Genomic DNA, 18798 nt, shown 5'->3' with positions numbered 1-18798 from the left:
GAGTCCATAAACAACGGTCCCCCTTCTTGTTCGCTGGTGGGGGATATCATGAATACTATTCGCTCTGACTTTTCAATCGTTCCTCTCCCGTTCCCTGATGCACTGGCGGCGGCCTGCTTGCAGCAATTCCAAACTACGCCACCATTAGTCCATTGCCTGACTAACGAGGTAGTACAGTCCTTCACTGCCAATGTGTTACTGGCATTGGGGGCTTTTCCTGCCATGGTGGTTGAAGCTGAAGAGGCCGCACAATTTAGTACCATAGCGAACAGTTTACTTATCAATATCGGCACGTTACACCACTCGCGGGCCGAATCCATGTTGGCGGCAATCCAGGCGGCAAATCAATCTGCCACTCCTTGGGTGCTGGACCCCGTCGCGGTCGGTGGGCTTACCTATCGCACTGATTTTGCTCATCAATTATTATCACTAAAACCGGCCGCGATACGGGGTAATGCCTCGGAGATCATGGCATTAAGTGGTCTGGCGACCATGGGGCGTGGCGTGGATAGTGTCGATTCCTCGGTAAGTGCACTGCCTGCTGCTCGCCAATTGGCGCTACAGGTGCAGACGGTGGTTGCGGTTACCGGTGAGGTGGATTATATCACCGACGGCCTGCGTGATTTTGCCGTGACCGGTGGCGATAAACTGATGACTCGGGTGGTGGGGACGGGGTGTGCACTTTCTGCCGTGGTTGCGGCATTTTGCGCACTGGAAGGTGACCGTTTACATCATGTGGCAACGGCTTGTCGAGTGATGTCACAGGTCGGCGGGCAGGTATCTCAGCAGGTAGCAGGCCCAGGTAGCTTTATCCCCGCCTTTCTGGATGGCCTTTATCAACTAAAAATAAGCGATCTGCTTTAGCCTCTCCACGGTCAATCGGTTAAAAAAGAGTGCTACCGTTCAGCCTCGTCGCCAGCGACTGAACGTGTTGCTAGTCGTAATGTGTATTACGGATAAGAATTGATAAATCATTCAGTTTCATTGGTTTACCCAGGAAATAACCCTGAACTTCATCACACTTCAGGGTTTGTAACTGCCTGAGCTGTTCGGTGGTTTCTACCCCCTCAGCGGTCACCGTCATGGACAGCGCATGGCCGAGGTTAATGATCCCTTCCACGATTGATTGGCCTTCATGTGACTCGGCCAATTCATCGATAAAGCTCTTATCAATTTTCAATCCATCGAACGGGAAGCGGCGCAGATAATTAAGTGAAGAATAGCCGGTACCAAAGTCATCCATCGATAAGCGTACACCCAGAGTTTTTAATGCTGTCATCGTTTTATATGCACCATCAGCATCTTCAATCATTATCCGCTCGGTGATTTCCAACTCCAGTCGATGGCTCGGTAGCCCGGTGAGTCGCAGGACTTGTCGCACTCGTTCGATCAGGCGCTGGTTCCTGAATTCAACCGCAGAAATATTGACGGAAACGATCAGTGATGAGGGCCATGTCGATGCATCCTGACATGCTTGTAACATGGTCCAGTCGCTAATGGCGGTGATAAGCCCCGTCTCTTCGGCTAGCGCAATAAATTGATCCGGCATCAGCAGCCCCAGAATCGGGTGGTTCCAGCGCACCAAGGCTTCAGCACCTGTCAGTTGGGTTCCCTCAATACGGTAGCGTGGCTGGTAATAAAGGTTAAATTCGTTGTGCTTAACGGCCTGACGTAAAAAACGCTCTAGTTCACTGCGTTGCATCAGGCGCTCATTCATTTCACTGGAGTAGAAGCTCCAACGGTTACGGCCACTGTTTTTAGCTTCATACATGGCAATATCTGCAAATCGTAATAGTTCTTCGGCTTGCATTGAGTCTTGAGGTGCCAGTGCAATACCAATGCTGGCACCGATATAAATATCCTGATCATTTATCACGTAGGGACTTTCGATTCGGGCGATAACGCGTGCACAAAGCTGTTCAATTTCTTTGCGTGACGAAAGGCCGGTGATGATCAAAATGAACTCATCTCCTCCCTGGCGCGCCACCAGATCATTATCACGTAAACAGCTTCTCAGGCGCTCAGATACCTGGTGCAGCACCAGATCCCCGGTAACGTGACCAAATGTGTCATTAACCGGCTTAAATTTATCCAGATCAACATTGATGATCACCAGTGGATGCGGTGCGGCAGCTAAATGGCGTAACTTATTTTCCAGAAACTCTTTCATCCGCAGACGGTTGGGTAAACCAGTTAAAGCATCATGCAGAGAGAGGTGTTGGATCCGTTCTTGCGCTTCTATTTCACGGGTGATATCCGATGCGGTGCCACGGAACCCAATGGTTTCGTTGTTTTTGATAATAGGTTTGGCATAAATACGGCAAATGCGTTTATCGCCTTTGGCGGATAAATAGGTGCATTGCAGTTCATTACGCGATTCTGTCAGATGAGTGTGTTGTAACCAAGGGCGCAGCGGAATAATGTCACAATTTAACAGTGAATCAAGATTGTGCCCCAGCCAGTGTTCCACACTTAACCCAGTAATAGTCAAAAACCGTTGCGACAGATAGGTGATGCGTAAATCGGCATCGGTTTCCCATAACCAGTCGGTAGCCGCTTCTGCTACATGGCGAAAACGCTCTTCGCTGGCGATTAATGCAGATTTGTTTTCATCCGCGATCCGCGCCTCTGACATCGCCCGCCGCAATACTAACCAACCGGCCAGTCCAAGGATCAACGCCACCAGCGTCAGGAGTGGGAGTAATATGTTGAGCAGTTGTGCGCCTGGCATATTCTGATCCCAGTGCAGCGTCAATGCGCTGTTATCACTGGCAGATAATAGGACTGATGGGTCGGATGCCGCATCTTTTTTATCTTGCGGCGTTCGGAGTTGATGAATACCGTAATCTTCGCCCAAGGTATTCAGCTCTGTTTGTGTCAGTAAATCGATAAACACCAGAACGGAAGGTACTCCCGCCACTGATTTAACGCGCGGATCACCGCCAGTAGTTAATGCCGCCGCCGCAACAATGCCCGGTTGCCCGGCAATGTCGATGGTTTCAGTTGCAATATATTGTTTGTCTGCTCGCGCTCGGGCTGCGTCAATCAACGGGGTTATATCTTTGTTGAGCCAATCGGGCAGGCTAATATTCTTTAGTTGCCCATTGATAACCGAATACCGGGTCTTTCCTTGCCCATCAACGACAAACACTCCCTCATAATTAAAGTCGTTATACAGTGATGGCCCCAGATTTTGGCTGACAAAAGCCCAGTCAGGATCGACTGTTACATGCAAATGTTCATAAGCATCACCCCAGAAAGCATTGTCTTTTATTCTGGTTTTTATTGAGTCTTGGCGCATTTTCCACGCTTTTTCCACCAGAAAACGGCTTTGAGATATCGCTTGTTCATTTAATTGCGAAGCGATGTAGAAAATGCCAACAGCAGCAATAATGATAGTTGCCCCAACCAGCAAGGCCATAGCCTGTAAAGTCTGTTTTGCAAAGAAAACATTATCTCCTTTTGCCCGTGATACTGATTCTGACTGGCTGGAGTCTGTCATAGTGAGTTCCCTTGGCACTTACAACGTTTGGGCTGATCCCGAGTAGGATAAAAGATCCATTTAATTAGCAGAAAGCGAAAACTCAGAGGCAATATAAACTAACATAAATATAATCTTAGTCTCTTATCATTATATAGTCTGTTCGCCCTCATTCTGGCGTCAGCAACCCAGCAGGCGATGAGTCAAAGTGAAAACCCGCCGCTGGCGGTTTTTTTGTATTATGGCTCAGGTTTTGCGGTAACTCAGGTGCTTTTGCCGTTATTGCGGGGCGGTATTATTAACCTAATCCCCGTAACGTGGGTTCTCCGCAGCGCAATGAAACACAGCGCTCTAACGATGCTGCATCTTCGTGCATTTGCCTCTAAAAAGTGCGAGAAAAGCGCATATACAGTGCTATCTCCCGTTATATCTCCTTTTCCCATTACTCAAAGTGCGTGTATTTCCGTGGTTCAGCGGCTATCTATCATTTGGTACAAACATTGCTTTACCCCTAGACCGCACTATTACCATTACATTTCTTTGATAGGGATAAGGTATGTCACAGGCGAAACAAGCACCGGAATTAAAACGTACATTGGGTAGTTTTCAATTATGGGGTATTGCCGTCGGGTTGGTGATTTCCGGCGAATATTTTGGTTGGAGCTATGGGTGGGCACAAGCAGGGACTTTAGGGTTTTTGTTTACCGCTCTGGGTGTGGCTGCGATGTATACGGCATTTATTTTTAGTTTTACCGAATTAACCACCTCTATTCCTCATGCCGGAGGGCCATTTGCTTACGCTCACCGCGCTTTTGGCCCAACGGGTGGCTTTATTGCCGGCCTTGCGACCTTGATTGAGTTTGTGTTTGCCCCGCCCGCTATTGCTATGGCGATTGGTGCTTATATTAATGTTCAATTCCCCGCGGTTGACCCTAAGTGGGTGGCGGTTGGTGCCTATCTGATATTTATGTCATTGAATATTCTGGGTGTCAGTATTGCTGCAACCTTTGAACTGTTGGTCACGATATTGGCCATTTTTGAGTTGCTGGTATTTATGGGCGTGGTTGCGCCGGGCTTTGAAATCAGTAACTTTGTCAGAGGCGGTTGGGCTGGTGCGGATACCTTCAGTATCGGGTCTTTATCGGGGATTTTTGCCGCGATTCCCTTTGCTATCTGGTTCTTTTTGGCGATTGAGGGGGCTTCTATGGCCGCAGAAGAAGCCAAAGAGCCGCAACGCACCATTCCGCGCGCCTTCATTGGTGGTATTTTGACCTTAGTGGCGCTGGCATTAGGTGTGATGGTATTTGCTGGTGGGGTGGGTGACTGGACTCAGTTATCTAATATTAATGATCCGCTACCACAGGCAATGAAAATTATCGTTGGCAGCGATAGCGGTTGGTTACACATGTTGGTATGGCTTGGGCTATTTGGTCTGATAGCCTCGTTCCATGGCATCATTATGGGCTATTCCCGCCAGATTTTTGCCTTGGCCCGTGCTGGTTATTTACCTAAGCCACTGGCTAAAGTAAACCGCCGTTTCCGTACTCCACACCTGGCTATTCTGGCCGGTGGTGTTGTCGGGATTGGTGCTATTTTCTCTGACTCGTTGATTATTATTGGCGGCATGCCACTGACGGCAAATATTGTCACTATGTCAGTGTTTGGTGCCATCGTGATGTATATCATCTCAATGTTGTCATTATTCAAACTGCGACAGACAGAGCCACGCCTGACTCGGCCATTCTCCGCGCCGTTCTATCCCTTTGCGCCAGCACTGGCATTAGTTTTGGCGGTTGTTTGTCTGGTGGCGATGATTTATTACAATCCGCTGCTGGCTTTGATATTCGCTGGCATGATGTTGGTTGGTTATATTTATTTTCGTCTGACCCACCGTTCACGCGCTGCTGCTGCATTTGATCCACAGCTCAGTGCTGCTGAGTGATCCATTCTTACTCTCTATGTCATCATTGTTCAGGCTGCTTTTGCAGCCTGTGCGGCTAAAGGACGCGGTATGTACCAGACAACACTGAGCCATCGCAGTTACCACTTTGGCGATTTACGGGATTTAATGGCTAAAGCTTCACCGGCACGTTCGGGCGATTATCTGGCGGGCGTTGCGGCAGAAAGTGCTGAAGAACGTATGGCTGCCCGTATGACGCTGGCAGATTTACCGCTAAAAACATTTTTACAGCAAATGCTGATTCCTTATGAGCAGGATGAAGTCACACGGTTGATTATTGACAGCCATGACCCGCAGGCTTTTGCGCCAATAGCGCATCTGACCGTCGGTGATTTTCGTGATTGGTTACTCAGTGAACAAGCCGACAGCGCGACGTTAGCGCAAATCAGTGCTGGTATCACCCCAGAAATGGCCGCCGCTGTCAGTAAAATAATGCGTAATCAGGATTTGATTCTGGTGGCAAAGAAATGCCGTGTGATTACCCGATTCCGTAACACAATTGGCCTTGCTGGTCACTTAAGTGTACGGCTACAACCCAATCATCCCACGGACAGTTTGCAGGGGATCGCCGCCAGCATGCTTGATGGCCTGCTGTATGGCAGCGGTGATGCTGTGATTGGCATCAATCCCGCCAGTGACAGTTTACCCTTGTTAGAAAAACTTAATTATATGTTGGATGATGTGATAAGCCGCTTTGAGATCCCCACACAATCCTGCGTATTAACGCATGTTACTAACACGATTAAGTTGATTGAACGCGGAGCGCCGGTTGATTTGGTGTTCCAGTCTATTGCGGGCAGTGAAGCGGCAAATGCCGGTTTTGGTATCAATCTGGCATTGTTGGAAGAAGCACATTGTGCGGCATTGAGTCTCAAGCGAGGCACTGTCGGTGACAATGTGATGTATTTCGAAACCGGGCAGGGCAGTTGTCTCTCCGGTAATGCCCATTTCGGGGTTGATCAACAAACTTGCGAGGCGCGCGCTTATGCAATTGCTCGCCGCTTCTCACCGTTACTGACTAATACTGTCGTCGGGTTTATCGGGCCAGAATATCTTTATGATGGTAAACAGATTATCCGTGCCGGTTTGGAAGACCATTTCTGTGGCAAGTTACTGGGTGTCCCACTCGGTTGTGATGTCTGCTATACCAACCATGCTGAGGCGGATCAGGATGATATGGATACTTTGCTGACCTTACTGGGGACGGCTGGGCTGACCTTTATGATGGGGATACCGGGAGCTGATGACATCATGCTTAATTATCAAAGCACGTCGTTTCATGATGCGTTGTATATCCGGCAATTGCTCGGTCTGAAACATGCACCAGAGTTTGGTCTGTGGCTAGAAAAAATGAATATTATGGATGCTCAGGGGCGCTTGCGTGATACCGCGGCCAATCATCCGTTATTAGCGCAGTTGCCACATATGGGAGCATTCTGATGAGCGGAAATGAGATAATAACCGGAGTGTTACATCGCAATTCGTGGGCGGTTTTGCGCCAGTTCACGGCGGCGCGTATTGCTCTTGGCCGTACAGGAGCAAGTTTGCCTACTGAAGAGCTGTTGAAATTTGGTTTGGCACATGCGCAGGCACGGGATGCCGTGCACCAGCCTTTTATCAGCGAGGATCTTGCTAATCAACTGGCAGATTCAGGATTACAGACACTTACCGTCAACAGTGCTGCGCCGGATCGTGCAACTTATCTGCGCCGCCCGGATCTTGGCCGAAAATTATCGTCGCAAAGCCGTGAACAGTTGTGTGCATGGCCTGATAAGCAAGCCGATATCCTGTTAGTTATTGGTGACGGTTTGTCATCGAAAGCGGTACACCGGCAGGCAATTCCTTTGGTGATGGCCTTACGACCTTATTTGCAAACGCTTGGCTTATCATTGGCACCGATAGTATTGGCTCATCAATCACGGGTAGCATTAGGGGATGATGCAGGTGAATGTTTACAAGCCAAAGCCGTTGTTATGCTGATTGGTGAAAGGCCGGGGCTTTCTTCCCCTGATAGTTTGGGTATTTATATGACTTGGGGGCCGAACACGCGGCGGTTGGAGTCTGAGCGCAATTGTATTTCTAATATCCGGCCAGAAGGGTTGGATTATCCACAGGCTGCTTTTAAGCTGGCTTGGTTGTTGGAGCAATCTTTCCAACGGCGCTTATCAGGGGTGCAGCTTAAGGATGAGAGCGATAATCCGGCATTGCACGTGCGTGTAACACCCACTGATCTTACTGGTAATCATGTAAGGATTTTAAGCTAGTTATTTTTGTTAGTATGGCATAAATATCTATTTATGCCACTTATAACCCGTAATTCAGCATGCATTTACGATAATGTTAAGTTATTCTGTCTAAAGGTGGCAGGCTGTTCTACCCTACATATCTCCTCGTTTTACAACAATTCTTATAAATACCTCACTAAATTTGAATTTTTTAACAGGTATTACTGCGCGTCATCATTTTCATGCTTTATGCAGTGGAGCTATTGGGAACATAAGGAAGAAAAAATGGGACTACGAAGAAAGAGTATTAAACCTATGCAAATCAATGATATTACCATCATTGATGATGCCAAACTGAAGAAGGCAATCACCGCAGCGGCGTTGGGCAATGCCATGGAGTGGTTCGATTTCGGGGTGTATGGTTTTGTCGCATTTGCACTTGGTCAGGTATTTTTCCCCGGTGCTGATCCTGGTCTTCAGATGATTGCTGCGCTGGCGACCTTTTCCGTTCCTTTCCTGGTTCGCCCCCTCGGTGGCTTATTCTTTGGTGCGTTAGGGGATAAATATGGGCGGCAAAAAGTCCTGTCTGTCACCATCATTATTATGTCGATCAGTACGTTCTGCATTGGTCTGATTCCCTCTTATGCCTCGATAGGTATTTGGGCACCCATATTGTTGCTATTGGCAAAACTGGCGCAGGGGTTTTCGGTTGGCGGCGAATATACCGGAGCCGCTATTTTTGTGGCGGAATACTCACCCGATAGAAAACGGGGTTTTCTTAGCAGTTGGCTAGATTTTGGTTCCATTGCTGGCTTCGTTTTAGGGGCTGGGGTCGTTCTGCTGATTTCCAGTATTGTGGGTGAAGCCAGTTTCCTTGAGTGGGGGTGGCGTATTCCGTTCTTCGTTGCTGCACCATTAGGATTAATCGGTATCTATTTACGTCATGCACTGGAAGAGACACCGACCTTTCAACAGTACGTGGATAAAATTGATAATGATTCGCGCCATAATATTGCCGAACCACCTAAAGTTTCTTTCCGTGAGATCTTAACCAAACAATGGAAGAGCCTGATTATCTGTGTCGGGATGGTTATTGCTACCAACGTCACCTATTACATGCTACTGACCTACATGCCAAGCTATCTATCCCATAGTTTGCATTACTCTGAAGATCACGGTGTATTGATCATCATTGCAATCATGCTGGGTATGTTATTCGTTCAGCCTGTTATGGGGTTAATGAGCGATAAGTTTGGCCGTAAACCTTTTGTTATTTGCGGCAGTATTGGGTTGTTTATTCTCGCTATTCCCAGCTTTATTCTAATTAATAGTGGCATCATCGGGTTGATATTTTGTGGTTTGTTGATCCTGGCTATTTTGCTTAACTGTTTTACTGGCGTGATGGCCTCAATATTACCCGCGATGTTCCCAACCCATATCCGATACAGCGCATTAGCTATCGCGTTTAATGTGTCGGTGTTGGTTGCAGGGCTGACACCAACAGTGGCTGCGTGGTTGGTTGAAACAACGCAAAATCTGTTTATGCCAGCTTATTACTTAATGGTGGTGGCGGTTATTGGTTTGGTTACCGGGATATTTATGAAAGAGACTGCCAATATGCCGCTGAAAGGTGCAACGCCAGCAGCGTCTGATCGGGCGGAGGCTAAAGAGATATTGCAGGAACACCATGACCATATCGAACATAATATTGATGATATTGATCAGCAAATAGTCGAGCTTGAGAAAAAGAGAAAGAATCTGATCGCTCAACATCCTGATATTAATTAATCAGTTTTGGGCTGTGCGTCAGGGTGTTAATTTGATTTACATCAATAAAATTCATTTCTATACAATAGCTTACCTTTCTATTCAAATCTGCCTTTGACCCTCCCCTAAGGGGAGGGTTTAGATTATCAGTCACTATTCCAACTTATCTGGAACATTTCCTCTTACCAGAAGGATACCATGACAGTGAAAAAGACATTTGCTTCAACTGCCCGGCTGACTATTGTTGCTTTAGCTGCAGTCACTTTTAGCCATTTTGCCTCGGCGGCGACACAGACTGAATTTTTGGCTCAACATGGCTTAGCGGGAAAAACCACTGAGCAGATGGTTGATGCTATTGATCAGTCAAAACAAGAACGGCCTCTGGCATATTCAGCCTCGGTAACGGGTACTGAACTCACTTTATCCGACGGGCAGCAGCAGTATTCCTTCCCCTTGGGTGATAAGTTTTATCTCTCATTTGCCCCCTATGTAAACCAAACTCATCCATGCTTTAATCACAGTTTGTCTGGCTGCCGTGGTGAACGAGCAAATACCCCATTCGATGTAAAAATCACCGATAAAAACGGGAAAGTCATCGTGCAGGATAAGCTAACCAGCTATCAAAATGGATTTATCGGGGTTTGGTTACCACGCAATATTGAGGGCGTTATTGAAGTGAGTTATCAAGGTCTTAAGGCTGTATCACCTTTTGCTACCCATGCTGAGAGCCAAACTTGTATGACCACGCTACAACTAAAAAAATAAACGATTTAAGGGCGTAAGTCGTAAGATTTGCCAGAATAATAACAACCAGCTTAACGGCTGGTTTTTTATTTCCCGCAGGAAGAATGGATGCTTTCTTACCACTTATCAGCATTTTTTTAATTATTAAATCCTGCTTATATTCCTTATGGCGAGGGATAATACTATGGTTAGGTGGTATTAAGTTTAAGTTGTGCTAAATGAAATGGCTGAGAAAAATATAATTATTTATAAATTATTAATTTTACGATATAGTTCACTCCTTTATGATTGAACGCGTAAAGTTAAAGAAAACCTACAATATTACGTTATAACTTTCCTTTTTCTGTGTACTTGGCTACCACTCTCTATAGCCGAGTTCATTAAGTGTAGAAGATTATATTATGTTTCAATTGATGCAGAGTGTTTTGACAAGTTCCTTTAATGCGGTCTGCATTATCTATCTTTGCATATCATTACCTTATCTTTATATTATTACCAGACAAAAACCGAATCAGTTACATTATAAAATTCTAATGGGAGTGATTGCTGGACTGACCGCAACCTATCTTGCTGATTTTCATAACCAAACTAGCGCTACGCTCTTTGGGTTAATTATTAGCCCTATTGTACTGACAGCATTGATTTTTGGTCCCATTCCGTTATTGATAAGCTACGCTATCCATGCTGTGTTTGTATTTGGTTTGTCGCCATTTTATGATATTTTTATTATGTCATTTATGTTCTTATCTATAGCGTTAAAGATTTGGGATAATAAAAAATATTATACTTTCTTCCTTTCTGTTTTTATTCCACAATGTATCAATATTGCTTTGAATTTTGATCGGTTAGTTTCTTTAGGCTACCTTTATCGCTCAATATTTAAATCATTAATGAGTATTATTCTACTCTCGATACTCTATTTTATTTTTAGCCGTTTTCAAAAGACATTTAGTAAATTTTCTATGTTGCAATTTCAATCCTCGACAGATCAACTGACGAAATTACCCAATAGATTCAGTATTAATCGGCATCTGGATAATTTTAAACAAACGCGGAAGGACTGTTTTATTGCTTTGATTGATATAGATTTCTTTAAAAAGGTGAATGATAGTCATGGGCATTCTGCCGGTGATAAAATTTTATATGATATCGCGCAGGAACTAAAATCGGTGATTAGAGGGAATGATTTTCTGGCGCGGTATGGCGGTGAAGAGTTTTTGCTGTTAATTCATACCGCAGATAACAAAATTGCCCGCGAGATCTTGGCGCGGATTATCACACATATCCGCGATACGCTGTTTATTACACCTGACAACCATTCCCTTAATATTACGATATCTATCGGTGCGGCTTTATATGTTAAAGATACCTCATTTGATGATGCGATTAAATCAGCCGATAAAGCACTCTATCAAGCGAAAAATGGCGGTCGGGATGAGGTTGTTTTTCATTAGATTTTGTATCAGTGGGCGACTGCGGAAGCCAAGTTTTTTAACTTAGCATAGGGTTTTACCCTAAAATCTGTTTTAACTTAACGGTGGGTTCACATACATCATAGAGGCTGGCGGTGATCAGAGAAAATGTTGTTATTGTTATTGATATGCAAAACGGAGTTTTTGCTAATCCGCGTTTTGACCGTGAAGGTCGCGTTGTTCGCATTAATCAACTGATCGACCATGCCGACCAGGTTATTTTCATCCAGCATGCAGAAGATGAAATGACGCAAGGGAGTGAACTGTGGCAAATCCTACCGGAATTACATTATCCACAGAAGGCTATTTCTGTTACCAAAACAGCGTGCGACTCGTTTTATCAGACACCGCTCGACACGGTTATTGCTCAGCTAGGGGCAACTCATCTGACTATTTGCGGTTGTGCCACGGATTACTGTGTTGATACCACTATCAAAATTGCTGCCAGTAAAGGATATGCGCTGACCATCGCATCTGATGCCCATACCACTGCTGACCGGCAATATGTCACGGCTCAGCAGCTTATCGCGCAACATAATGAGGTGTGGGCTGAGTTGTCCATTCCGGGGAACCGCATCACAGTAAAAACGACGCAGCAGATCCTTGCGGACTGGCTGGATTAAAATTAGCCGTTATAAGCCATGCACGGTACATATCATCAGGTATGTGCCGTTTTTTATGGTTAAAATTTGCTAACAAAGATAAGTAACACCTGTAAACGTTGTTTATTCCTTTGGTTTTATATTTTGAATTTATTCTGTTGGCAGCTTATTAACCTGACGTGCCTTTTTTTACGATGCTAAATTAATATCATTATCTAAATTATGGTACTTAGTATTGTATTAAATTAAATGTGTAATGAAATTAAATTGACGATTTACAGTTTTTGTTATAAAAAATAGAACATAAAAATATTATATTATTCATTAAGTTAGATTGGTTTTATTGGCCGGGTTTATTGGCTTCTTACCCCGTTCGATATTGGTTTTGTTTTCCCCACACCCCGCAATTACTCTCTCGCGACAGGAAGTCACACGTATTTCTTGTCCGTTTTGGCCTCGGCCGCTTTACAGGGAAAGGACAGGATATGTCAGCTATAGAACCGCAGGAAAACCGGCAGACCGGAATACTGAATACCATTGAACGTATCGGTAATGCGATGCCGGATATCACTATGTTGTTTATTTATGCATTGGGTGTGTGCTGGGCTCTCTCCTTTGCATTGTCATTTATCAATTTCGACTATTACCACCCTCTGACGGGCGATCAGATAAAAGTGACCAATATGTTGGCACCGGTTGAGTTGGTGACCTTTATTACCACTATGGTCAAAAACTTTATCAACTTCCCACCACTGGCTATCACTATTGTGGCCACGTTAGGGATTGGGGTTGCTGAGGGCAGCGGCTTTATTCAGGTGATGCTGAAAAAGATGCTTAACGTCACGCCACAACGAATTTTGACACCCGCAGTAATATTTATCGGGGTGGTGAGCCACGTCGCATCTGACTCGGCGTATGTCATTTTGATGCCGGTGTCTGCCATGATGTTCTATGCCAGTGGTCGCCATCCGCTGGCAGGCATCGCCGCCGCTTTCGCGGGCTTGGCTGGCGGTTTTTCTGCCAGTTACACGCCATCGATTATCGATCCGATCATGCAGGGTTTCACCCAAGGGGCGGCACATATAATTGACCCAAGTTATAACGTCAACGTGTTGTGTAACTATTTCCTGAGCTTTGGCAGCACCTTTGCGGTGATTCTGGTGTGTTGGTTTATTACCGAGAAAATTGTTGAGCCACGGCTGGTTAAGTCGATGCCATTAAATGATGACCTCAGTGTGCTTCACAACAGTGATGAACTGCAAAAAGTGACACCTCAGGAGAGTAAAGCCTTTAAAAAAGCCGGTTTGACCATGTTGTTTATGTTGATTGGTCTGGCGGCAGCGCTTTACCCAGAAAATTCCTTACTGCGTTCGCCGGAGGGGAGCCTGACCCGCCCTGATGCCCCGATTATGCAGGCGATAGTGCCCTTGCTGTTCTTTATGTTTGCCATCCCAGGGCTGATTTATGGCTTTAGTGCCGGTACCTTCAAAAGCACGAAAGACATTACCAGTAGCATGGAAAATATTACCCGTTCATTGGTTTCGTTTTTAGTGTTCAGCTTCTTCTGCGCCCAGTTTCTTTATTCATTCAGCCATTCCAATATCGGCACGTTGTTGGCAATTTCTGGGGCGGATTTCCTGCGTACCCTCGCAATGCCAGCCGGTTTCACTATTCTTGGGGTGATTCTGCTGTCTTGTACATTAGATATTATTATCACATCGGCTTCATCTAAATGGTCTATTTTGGCACCGGTATTAGTCCCGATGCTGATGGCAGTTGGTATTTCCCCGGAACTGACGCAGGCCAGTTTCCGAGTTAGCTCCACGGTGAATATCTCGACTCCGATGTTTGCTTTCTATCCATTGATCATTATGTATTGCCGTCAGTATTGTTCTAAAACTGGGGTTGGGACGCTTTGCGCCATGATGTTGCCTTATACTCTCGGACTGACCATTGTATTAACCCTGATGCTGTATCTGTTCTGGGGGTTGGGTATCCCGCTAGGGTTCCAGAGTGGGTATACCTATCCGGCTGGCAGTTAATTCCCTGTTTACCTGTAATGCTGATGATATGAATTAAGTCTATAAGGAATAAAAAATGACAATGGCACTCTCAGAACAACTGACCCAACGCTTCTTCCGTTATCTGGCGGTGAGCAGCCAGAGCGATGGCGCTTCAGTGACGCTCCCCAGCACTGTAGGGCAGCATAAGATGGCGCAAATGTTAGCAGAAGAACTGCGCCAGTTAGGATTGGAAGATATCGTCATTGATGCCCATGCGACGGTAACTGCCCGTAAACCAGGAAACCAACCCGCCGCACCACGAATTGGTTTCATTACGCACATTGATACCGTCGATGTTGGTTTATCGCCTGATATCCACCCGCAGCGGTTGCGGTTTACCGGCAGTGATCTCTGCCTGAATCCTGAACAGGGTATCTATCTGCGCACATCAGAGCACCCGGAAATCCTTCGTTACCAAGATGAAGACATTATTTTTGGCGATGGCACCAGCGTATTGGGGGCGGATAATAAAGCAGCGGTAACGGTAGTGATGACGCTGTTGGAGAACCTGAGTGCTGATGATTGCCATGGGGATATCGTGGTGGCGTTTGTGCCGGATGAAGAGATTGGCTTGCGTGGTGCCAAAGCGTTGGATCTGGCACGGTTTGATGTTGATTTCGCCTATACGATTGATTGTTGCGAACTGGGGGAGGTGGTATTTGAGAACTTTAACGCCGCCTCAGCCGAGATTGATATTGTCGGGGTAACCGCTCATCCTATGTCTGCCAAGAATGTGCTGATCAACCCTATCCGCGTAGCTTATGACATTATCAGTGAGTTCGACCCACAGGAAACACCGGAACATACTGAAGGGCGGGAAGGGTATGTCTGGTTTACTGATATGGTTGCCAACCCGAATCACGCCAAACTGAAAATTGCGATTCGCGATTTTGATAATGCGTTATTCGAAGCGCGCAAAGCACGAATTGGTGAGGTGGTTACACAGGTTGCAGCGAAATATCCACGTGCAAAAATCAGCTATTCCGTCACCGACGTTTACAGCAATATCAGCAACTCGATAGGTGAAGATACTCAGGCGATTGATTTGATTTTCTCTGCCATGGCCGCGTTGAATATTGAACCTAAGGTGATCCCAATGCGTGGCGGCACAGATGGTGCAGCGTTATCGACTCAGGGATTATTGACACCCAACTATTTCACCGGAGCTCATAACTTCCATTCACCGTTTGAATTCTTGCCAATTAGCTCCTTTGTAAAATCGTATGAGTTAACCCGAACTATCTGCTTGTTAGCGGCTAAATAGGCGGTGGTAAAATAGCGTATCAGGGGAGGGCCGGTATATATAGCCGCCCTCCTCAATGTAAACCCCACTATTACCTTAATCTAATGACTCTTCCTGCACTTCTAACACATGGTATGCGGTTGAGCAGAACAGTGAATTCAAACGTTTCATATCACCTAATAGCCCCATGTGCAGACTGCTGGTTTCAATACTCTGCACATTTTGTTGATGCAGGCGTTCAACGTGCGAGTGAGAATAGCGGCGGTTTAACAAACGGAAACGATGCTTGGCACGGCGTAGGCGTTTGGCGTTATTGATATCGCGGGATAAAAACACCGACATTCCTAAATCCAGATTGGCTACCAGGCGGGTGTGCAGAGTATTTAACTCTTCAAATCCCTCGGCCGAAAATGGCTTCCGCGCATTGAGTGACTTAGCTGCCACATCAGCAGTCATGCGGCCAATAATATCGCCGGCTTGTTGCAGATTAACCGCTGTATCAATAATTTCAGCCCAACGGCGGGAATCAATCTCACCCAATTCATCCTGCTGAATTTGCGCTAAATAGAGTTTAATGGCGCTATACAGCATGTCGACTTCATCTTCCAACAAACTGACTTCATGCTTTTGCTGTTTATTCCCCTCCAGTACTTCTTTAAACCGCACTAGCATCTGCTCCAGCACATCACCCATTCGCAGGGTTTCCCGCACGGCGTTTGCTAAGGCTAACGAAGGGGTATCGATGGCGCTAATATCAAGATAGCGCGGGGCTGAGGGTTGTAGGGCGGTTTGGTCATCGCTGACTAATCGGCTACAGATACGAGTCATCACTCCAACAAATGGCAGCATCAACAAGCAGCGCAGCAGGTTATAGAATACGTGGAAGTAAATGACCACTTCGGCTGCGGGCAAGTTACGGCTAATGAGCCACTGCCCTAACATATTGACCCAAGGGACGACTAAAATACAGCCGATCACTTTAAACAGTAAGCTCCCCAGCACCACTTGTCGGGAGATGGCGTTCTGCCCACGGCTGCTGATCAGCGCCAGCAAACCACTGCCAAGATTAGATCCAATCACAATACAGAGGGCGATATTCAGCGGAACCAAACCTGTGGCAGCCAGTGTGGCGGTCAGTAATACTGCCGCCAGACTGGAATAACTGATCATGGCGAACAATGCGCCAATCAATAATGCCAGAATGGTATCACCAGTCAGGGATGAAAAAATGGCTTGCACGGCGGTCGCTTGTGTAATCGGCCCGGCGGCAGTGACAATCAGTTGCAGTGCCAGAATAATCAGCCCAAGACCGATGCCTACCCGCCCCATCTGACCAACCCGACTTTTGCGCTGGCCGAGGAAAACAATAACCCCACCCAAGATTAGCAATGGTGATAGCCAGGAGAGATCAAATGTTAGCACCCGCGCCATCAGCGCCGTCCCGACATCTGCCCCTAACATAATCACTAAGGCCGGCGACAAGGAGATAAGCCCTTGCGATACAAATGAGATAACCAGTAACGCGGTAGCATTACTGCTCTGTACCAGTGCCGTGACCCCAATGCCTGCGATAAAAGCAGTGGGTTTTTTCTGGATACTGGCGCTCAGAACCCGGCGCAGATCGGCACCGTAAACACGCATGATACCGGTGCGAACGATGTGTGTTCCCCACACCAGCAGGGCGACAGAAGAAAGCAGATGAAGCAGAGTCAGCATAGTTAATCTCAGTTGTGGCAAGACCCATTATCGTTGAACTGCCTCAACGATGGTTGAACACACCTGAAAAGGCGGTTGGGCCTGGCTCTGTGTAAATTCGATCCTATTTAAGTCTGTACAGTTTGAGGTTACGGCCATTTGGCGATAAAACGGCCCGTTGATGGATGTTGCAGTGTTTTAACAGGGTTACCTTGTTGTGCAGGGCGACCGGCATCTAAACGTGGGTTATTTAGGGTTAGATGTAAGGTCATTCCCCAGATCAGGGGGAGCTTGTAAGACGATATCGACACTAAACATGCCCTATTATAGCAATTTTTGCCGCCGGTGACGCATTTAATCTATCCAGAATGGTTTTATATTAAATAAATACAATGAGTTACCGTTAGCTTGCACCATGGTTTACCCCACTCAATGCATCTTAATAGACTGTTAATCCTATTAATTTATCAAAAGATTGATCACGTAACCTGTTCATCGGATATATAGATCGGTATCATCCCAGAATTGGTAATGCAAATCATTAGTGTTAGCACTCAAGGATATTTACATCCCCACTTTTCAGGAGAGAAAATGCGATTACGTCTGGCTTTATTTTCGTCATTATTGGCGGCAACTGTTGCGATTACCGGGTGTGATGATTCATCCGCAACCCCGGAAGAATCAGCAAAAATCAGTATTGAGCATGCGCAAGGAACCACTCAGGTTCCGCTAAACCCGCAAAAAGTCATCATATTGAACCCCTCCGTGCTCGATACTGCCGATGCCTTGCACATTAAAGTCGCCGGTGTCCCGCAAACCAGCGCCCATCTGCCTGCATTTTTATCCCAATATAGCGGCACTGAATACCTGAATGCTGGCACATTATTCGAACCTGATTACGAGGCATTAAGTCAGGCTAAACCTGATCTGATCATCGCGGGCGGTCGTGCTCATGATGCCTACGACAAACTTAGCGCTATCGCACCGACCATCGCACTCGATGTGGATACTCAGCACTTTACCCAGAGTTTGGCTCAGCGTACTGAGCAACTGGCCTCTATTTTTGGTAAAGAAGAAGAGGCGAAAGCACTGCTGAGCAAATTCTCATCCCAGATAAATGAGATAAAGCAAAAATCAGCTAATGCCGGTTCAGCCATGGTCGTGATGGTCAGTGGCGGAAAAATGTCGGCCTACACGCCGGGCTCCCGTTTTGGTTTTGTGTTTGATGAGTTAGGTTTCACCCCAGCGGCCACTTTTACACAAACCGGTAGTCATGGGAATGTAGTGACCTCTGAATTCATTCTTAATGCTAACCCTGAGTGGCTGTTTGTACTGGATAGGGATAATGCCATTGGGCGCGCTGAAGGCCAGTCGGCACAGCAAGTCCTTGATAATCCGCTGATCCATAAAACTAAAGCATGGCAAAATGATCACGTTATCTATCTCGATTCTGCCTCGCTCTATATTGCCGGTGGCATACAGAGCTATACAAAATTGATGGATAAGGTCAGTGCCGTGTTGGATAAATCCGCACCAGCGCAGTAAT

At 46.3% G+C, this 18798-nt stretch carries 14 protein-coding genes; 11 read left to right on the top strand and 3 right to left on the bottom strand.

What is annotated here, in order from left to right:
• Positions 1-48 precede the first annotated feature (48 nt).
• Positions 49-864 (top strand): hydroxyethylthiazole kinase, encoded by an 816-nt coding sequence (gene thiM / locus A6J67_RS23010; protein WP_042569079.1) that lies wholly within the window; start codon positions 49-51, stop codon positions 862-864.
• A gap of 70 nt (positions 865-934) precedes the next feature.
• Here thiM and A6J67_RS23005 read toward each other — a convergent pair whose 3' ends face one another.
• The gene (locus A6J67_RS23005) at positions 935-3502 is read right to left on the bottom strand and encodes an EAL domain-containing protein (RefSeq protein ID WP_050296938.1); all 2568 of its coding nucleotides are present in this window, start codon (positions 3500-3502) and stop codon (positions 935-937) included.
• Between the two features lie 535 nt (positions 3503-4037).
• Between A6J67_RS23005 and eat the strand changes: the two genes are divergently transcribed.
• The 9 genes from eat (at position 4038) to pepT (ending at position 15578) form a co-directional block, all read left to right on the top strand.
• Positions 4038-5423 carry an ethanolamine permease gene (gene eat / locus A6J67_RS23000; protein WP_042569081.1) on the top strand — a complete coding sequence of 462 codons (1386 nt, stop codon included), beginning with the start codon at positions 4038-4040 and terminating at the stop codon, positions 5421-5423.
• A gap of 69 nt (positions 5424-5492) precedes the next feature.
• Entirely contained in the window at positions 5493-6881 is a 1389-nt protein-coding gene (locus A6J67_RS22995; protein WP_050296939.1) for an ethanolamine ammonia-lyase subunit EutB, read from the top strand.
• Positions 6881-7705 (top strand): ethanolamine ammonia-lyase subunit EutC, encoded by an 825-nt coding sequence (gene eutC / locus A6J67_RS22990; RefSeq protein WP_050088471.1) that lies wholly within the window; start codon positions 6881-6883, stop codon positions 7703-7705. The genes A6J67_RS22995 and eutC overlap by 1 nt, the downstream gene beginning before the upstream one ends.
• Positions 7706-7951: 246 nt before the next feature.
• A complete protein-coding gene (gene proP / locus A6J67_RS22985; RefSeq protein WP_032907756.1) occupies positions 7952-9454 on the top strand; it encodes a glycine betaine/L-proline transporter ProP in 1503 nt (500 codons plus the stop codon).
• 183 nt (positions 9455-9637) lie between these two features.
• Positions 9638-10198 (top strand): copper-binding periplasmic metallochaperone CueP, encoded by a 561-nt coding sequence (gene cueP, locus A6J67_RS22980; protein ID WP_032907774.1) that lies wholly within the window; start codon positions 9638-9640, stop codon positions 10196-10198.
• Positions 10199-10578: 380 nt separating this feature from the next.
• The gene (locus tag A6J67_RS23780; RefSeq protein ID WP_226967871.1) at positions 10579-11631 is read left to right on the top strand and encodes a GGDEF domain-containing protein; all 1053 of its coding nucleotides are present in this window, start codon (positions 10579-10581) and stop codon (positions 11629-11631) included.
• 113 nt (positions 11632-11744) lie between these two features.
• A complete protein-coding gene (locus A6J67_RS22965; protein WP_005191726.1) occupies positions 11745-12272 on the top strand; it encodes an isochorismatase family protein in 528 nt (175 codons plus the stop codon).
• Positions 12273-12736: 464 nt separating this feature from the next.
• Positions 12737-14293: an AbgT family transporter gene (locus A6J67_RS22960; protein WP_005191724.1), complete on the top strand. Its 1557-nt coding sequence runs from the start codon at positions 12737-12739 to the stop codon at positions 14291-14293.
• A gap of 55 nt (positions 14294-14348) precedes the next feature.
• Entirely contained in the window at positions 14349-15578 is a 1230-nt protein-coding gene (gene pepT, locus A6J67_RS22955) for a peptidase T (RefSeq protein ID WP_050088470.1), read from the top strand.
• Positions 15579-15653: 75 nt separating this feature from the next.
• On the opposite strand, the gene A6J67_RS22950 is transcribed toward pepT, so the two are convergent.
• Positions 15654-17273 carry a Na/Pi cotransporter family protein gene (locus A6J67_RS22950; protein WP_005191719.1) on the bottom strand — a complete coding sequence of 540 codons (1620 nt, stop codon included), beginning with the start codon at positions 17271-17273 and terminating at the stop codon, positions 15654-15656.
• A 128-nt stretch (positions 17274-17401) separates the two neighbouring features.
• Positions 17402-17524: a hypothetical protein gene (locus tag A6J67_RS23840; RefSeq protein ID WP_005191716.1), complete on the bottom strand. Its 123-nt coding sequence runs from the start codon at positions 17522-17524 to the stop codon at positions 17402-17404.
• A gap of 319 nt (positions 17525-17843) precedes the next feature.
• Between A6J67_RS23840 and A6J67_RS22945 the strand changes: the two genes are divergently transcribed.
• The gene (locus A6J67_RS22945) at positions 17844-18797 is read left to right on the top strand and encodes a siderophore ABC transporter substrate-binding protein (protein WP_050296940.1); all 954 of its coding nucleotides are present in this window, start codon (positions 17844-17846) and stop codon (positions 18795-18797) included.
• The last annotated feature ends 1 nt before the right edge of the window (position 18798 follow it).

Origin of the sequence: Yersinia sp. FDAARGOS_228 (assembly GCF_002073315.2) — a bacterium.
In the GTDB taxonomy this organism is placed as follows: domain Bacteria; phylum Pseudomonadota; class Gammaproteobacteria; order Enterobacterales; family Enterobacteriaceae; genus Yersinia; species Yersinia intermedia.
This window is presented reverse-complemented; position numbering and strand designations above follow the sequence as displayed.

Coding starts and splice junctions, on each gene's coding strand:
- A6J67_RS22995 (WP_050296939.1), top strand. CDS start 5,493: ATGTACCAGACAACACTGAGCCATCGCAGTTACCACTTTGGCGATTTA.
- A6J67_RS23840 (WP_005191716.1), bottom strand. CDS start 17,524: ATGACCTTACATCTAACCCTAAATAACCCACGTTTAGATGCCGGTCGC.
- eutC (WP_050088471.1), top strand. CDS start 6,881: ATGAGCGGAAATGAGATAATAACCGGAGTGTTACATCGCAATTCGTGG.
- proP (WP_032907756.1), top strand. CDS start 7,952: ATGGGACTACGAAGAAAGAGTATTAAACCTATGCAAATCAATGATATT.
- A6J67_RS22950 (WP_005191719.1), bottom strand. CDS start 17,273: ATGCTGACTCTGCTTCATCTGCTTTCTTCTGTCGCCCTGCTGGTGTGG.
- A6J67_RS22960 (WP_005191724.1), top strand. CDS start 12,737: ATGTCAGCTATAGAACCGCAGGAAAACCGGCAGACCGGAATACTGAAT.
- A6J67_RS23005 (WP_050296938.1), bottom strand. CDS start 3,502: ATGACAGACTCCAGCCAGTCAGAATCAGTATCACGGGCAAAAGGAGAT.
- A6J67_RS22945 (WP_050296940.1), top strand. CDS start 17,844: ATGCGATTACGTCTGGCTTTATTTTCGTCATTATTGGCGGCAACTGTT.
- eat (WP_042569081.1), top strand. CDS start 4,038: ATGTCACAGGCGAAACAAGCACCGGAATTAAAACGTACATTGGGTAGT.
- pepT (WP_050088470.1), top strand. CDS start 14,349: ATGACAATGGCACTCTCAGAACAACTGACCCAACGCTTCTTCCGTTAT.
- thiM (WP_042569079.1), top strand. CDS start 49: ATGAATACTATTCGCTCTGACTTTTCAATCGTTCCTCTCCCGTTCCCT.
- A6J67_RS23780 (WP_226967871.1), top strand. CDS start 10,579: ATGTTTCAATTGATGCAGAGTGTTTTGACAAGTTCCTTTAATGCGGTC.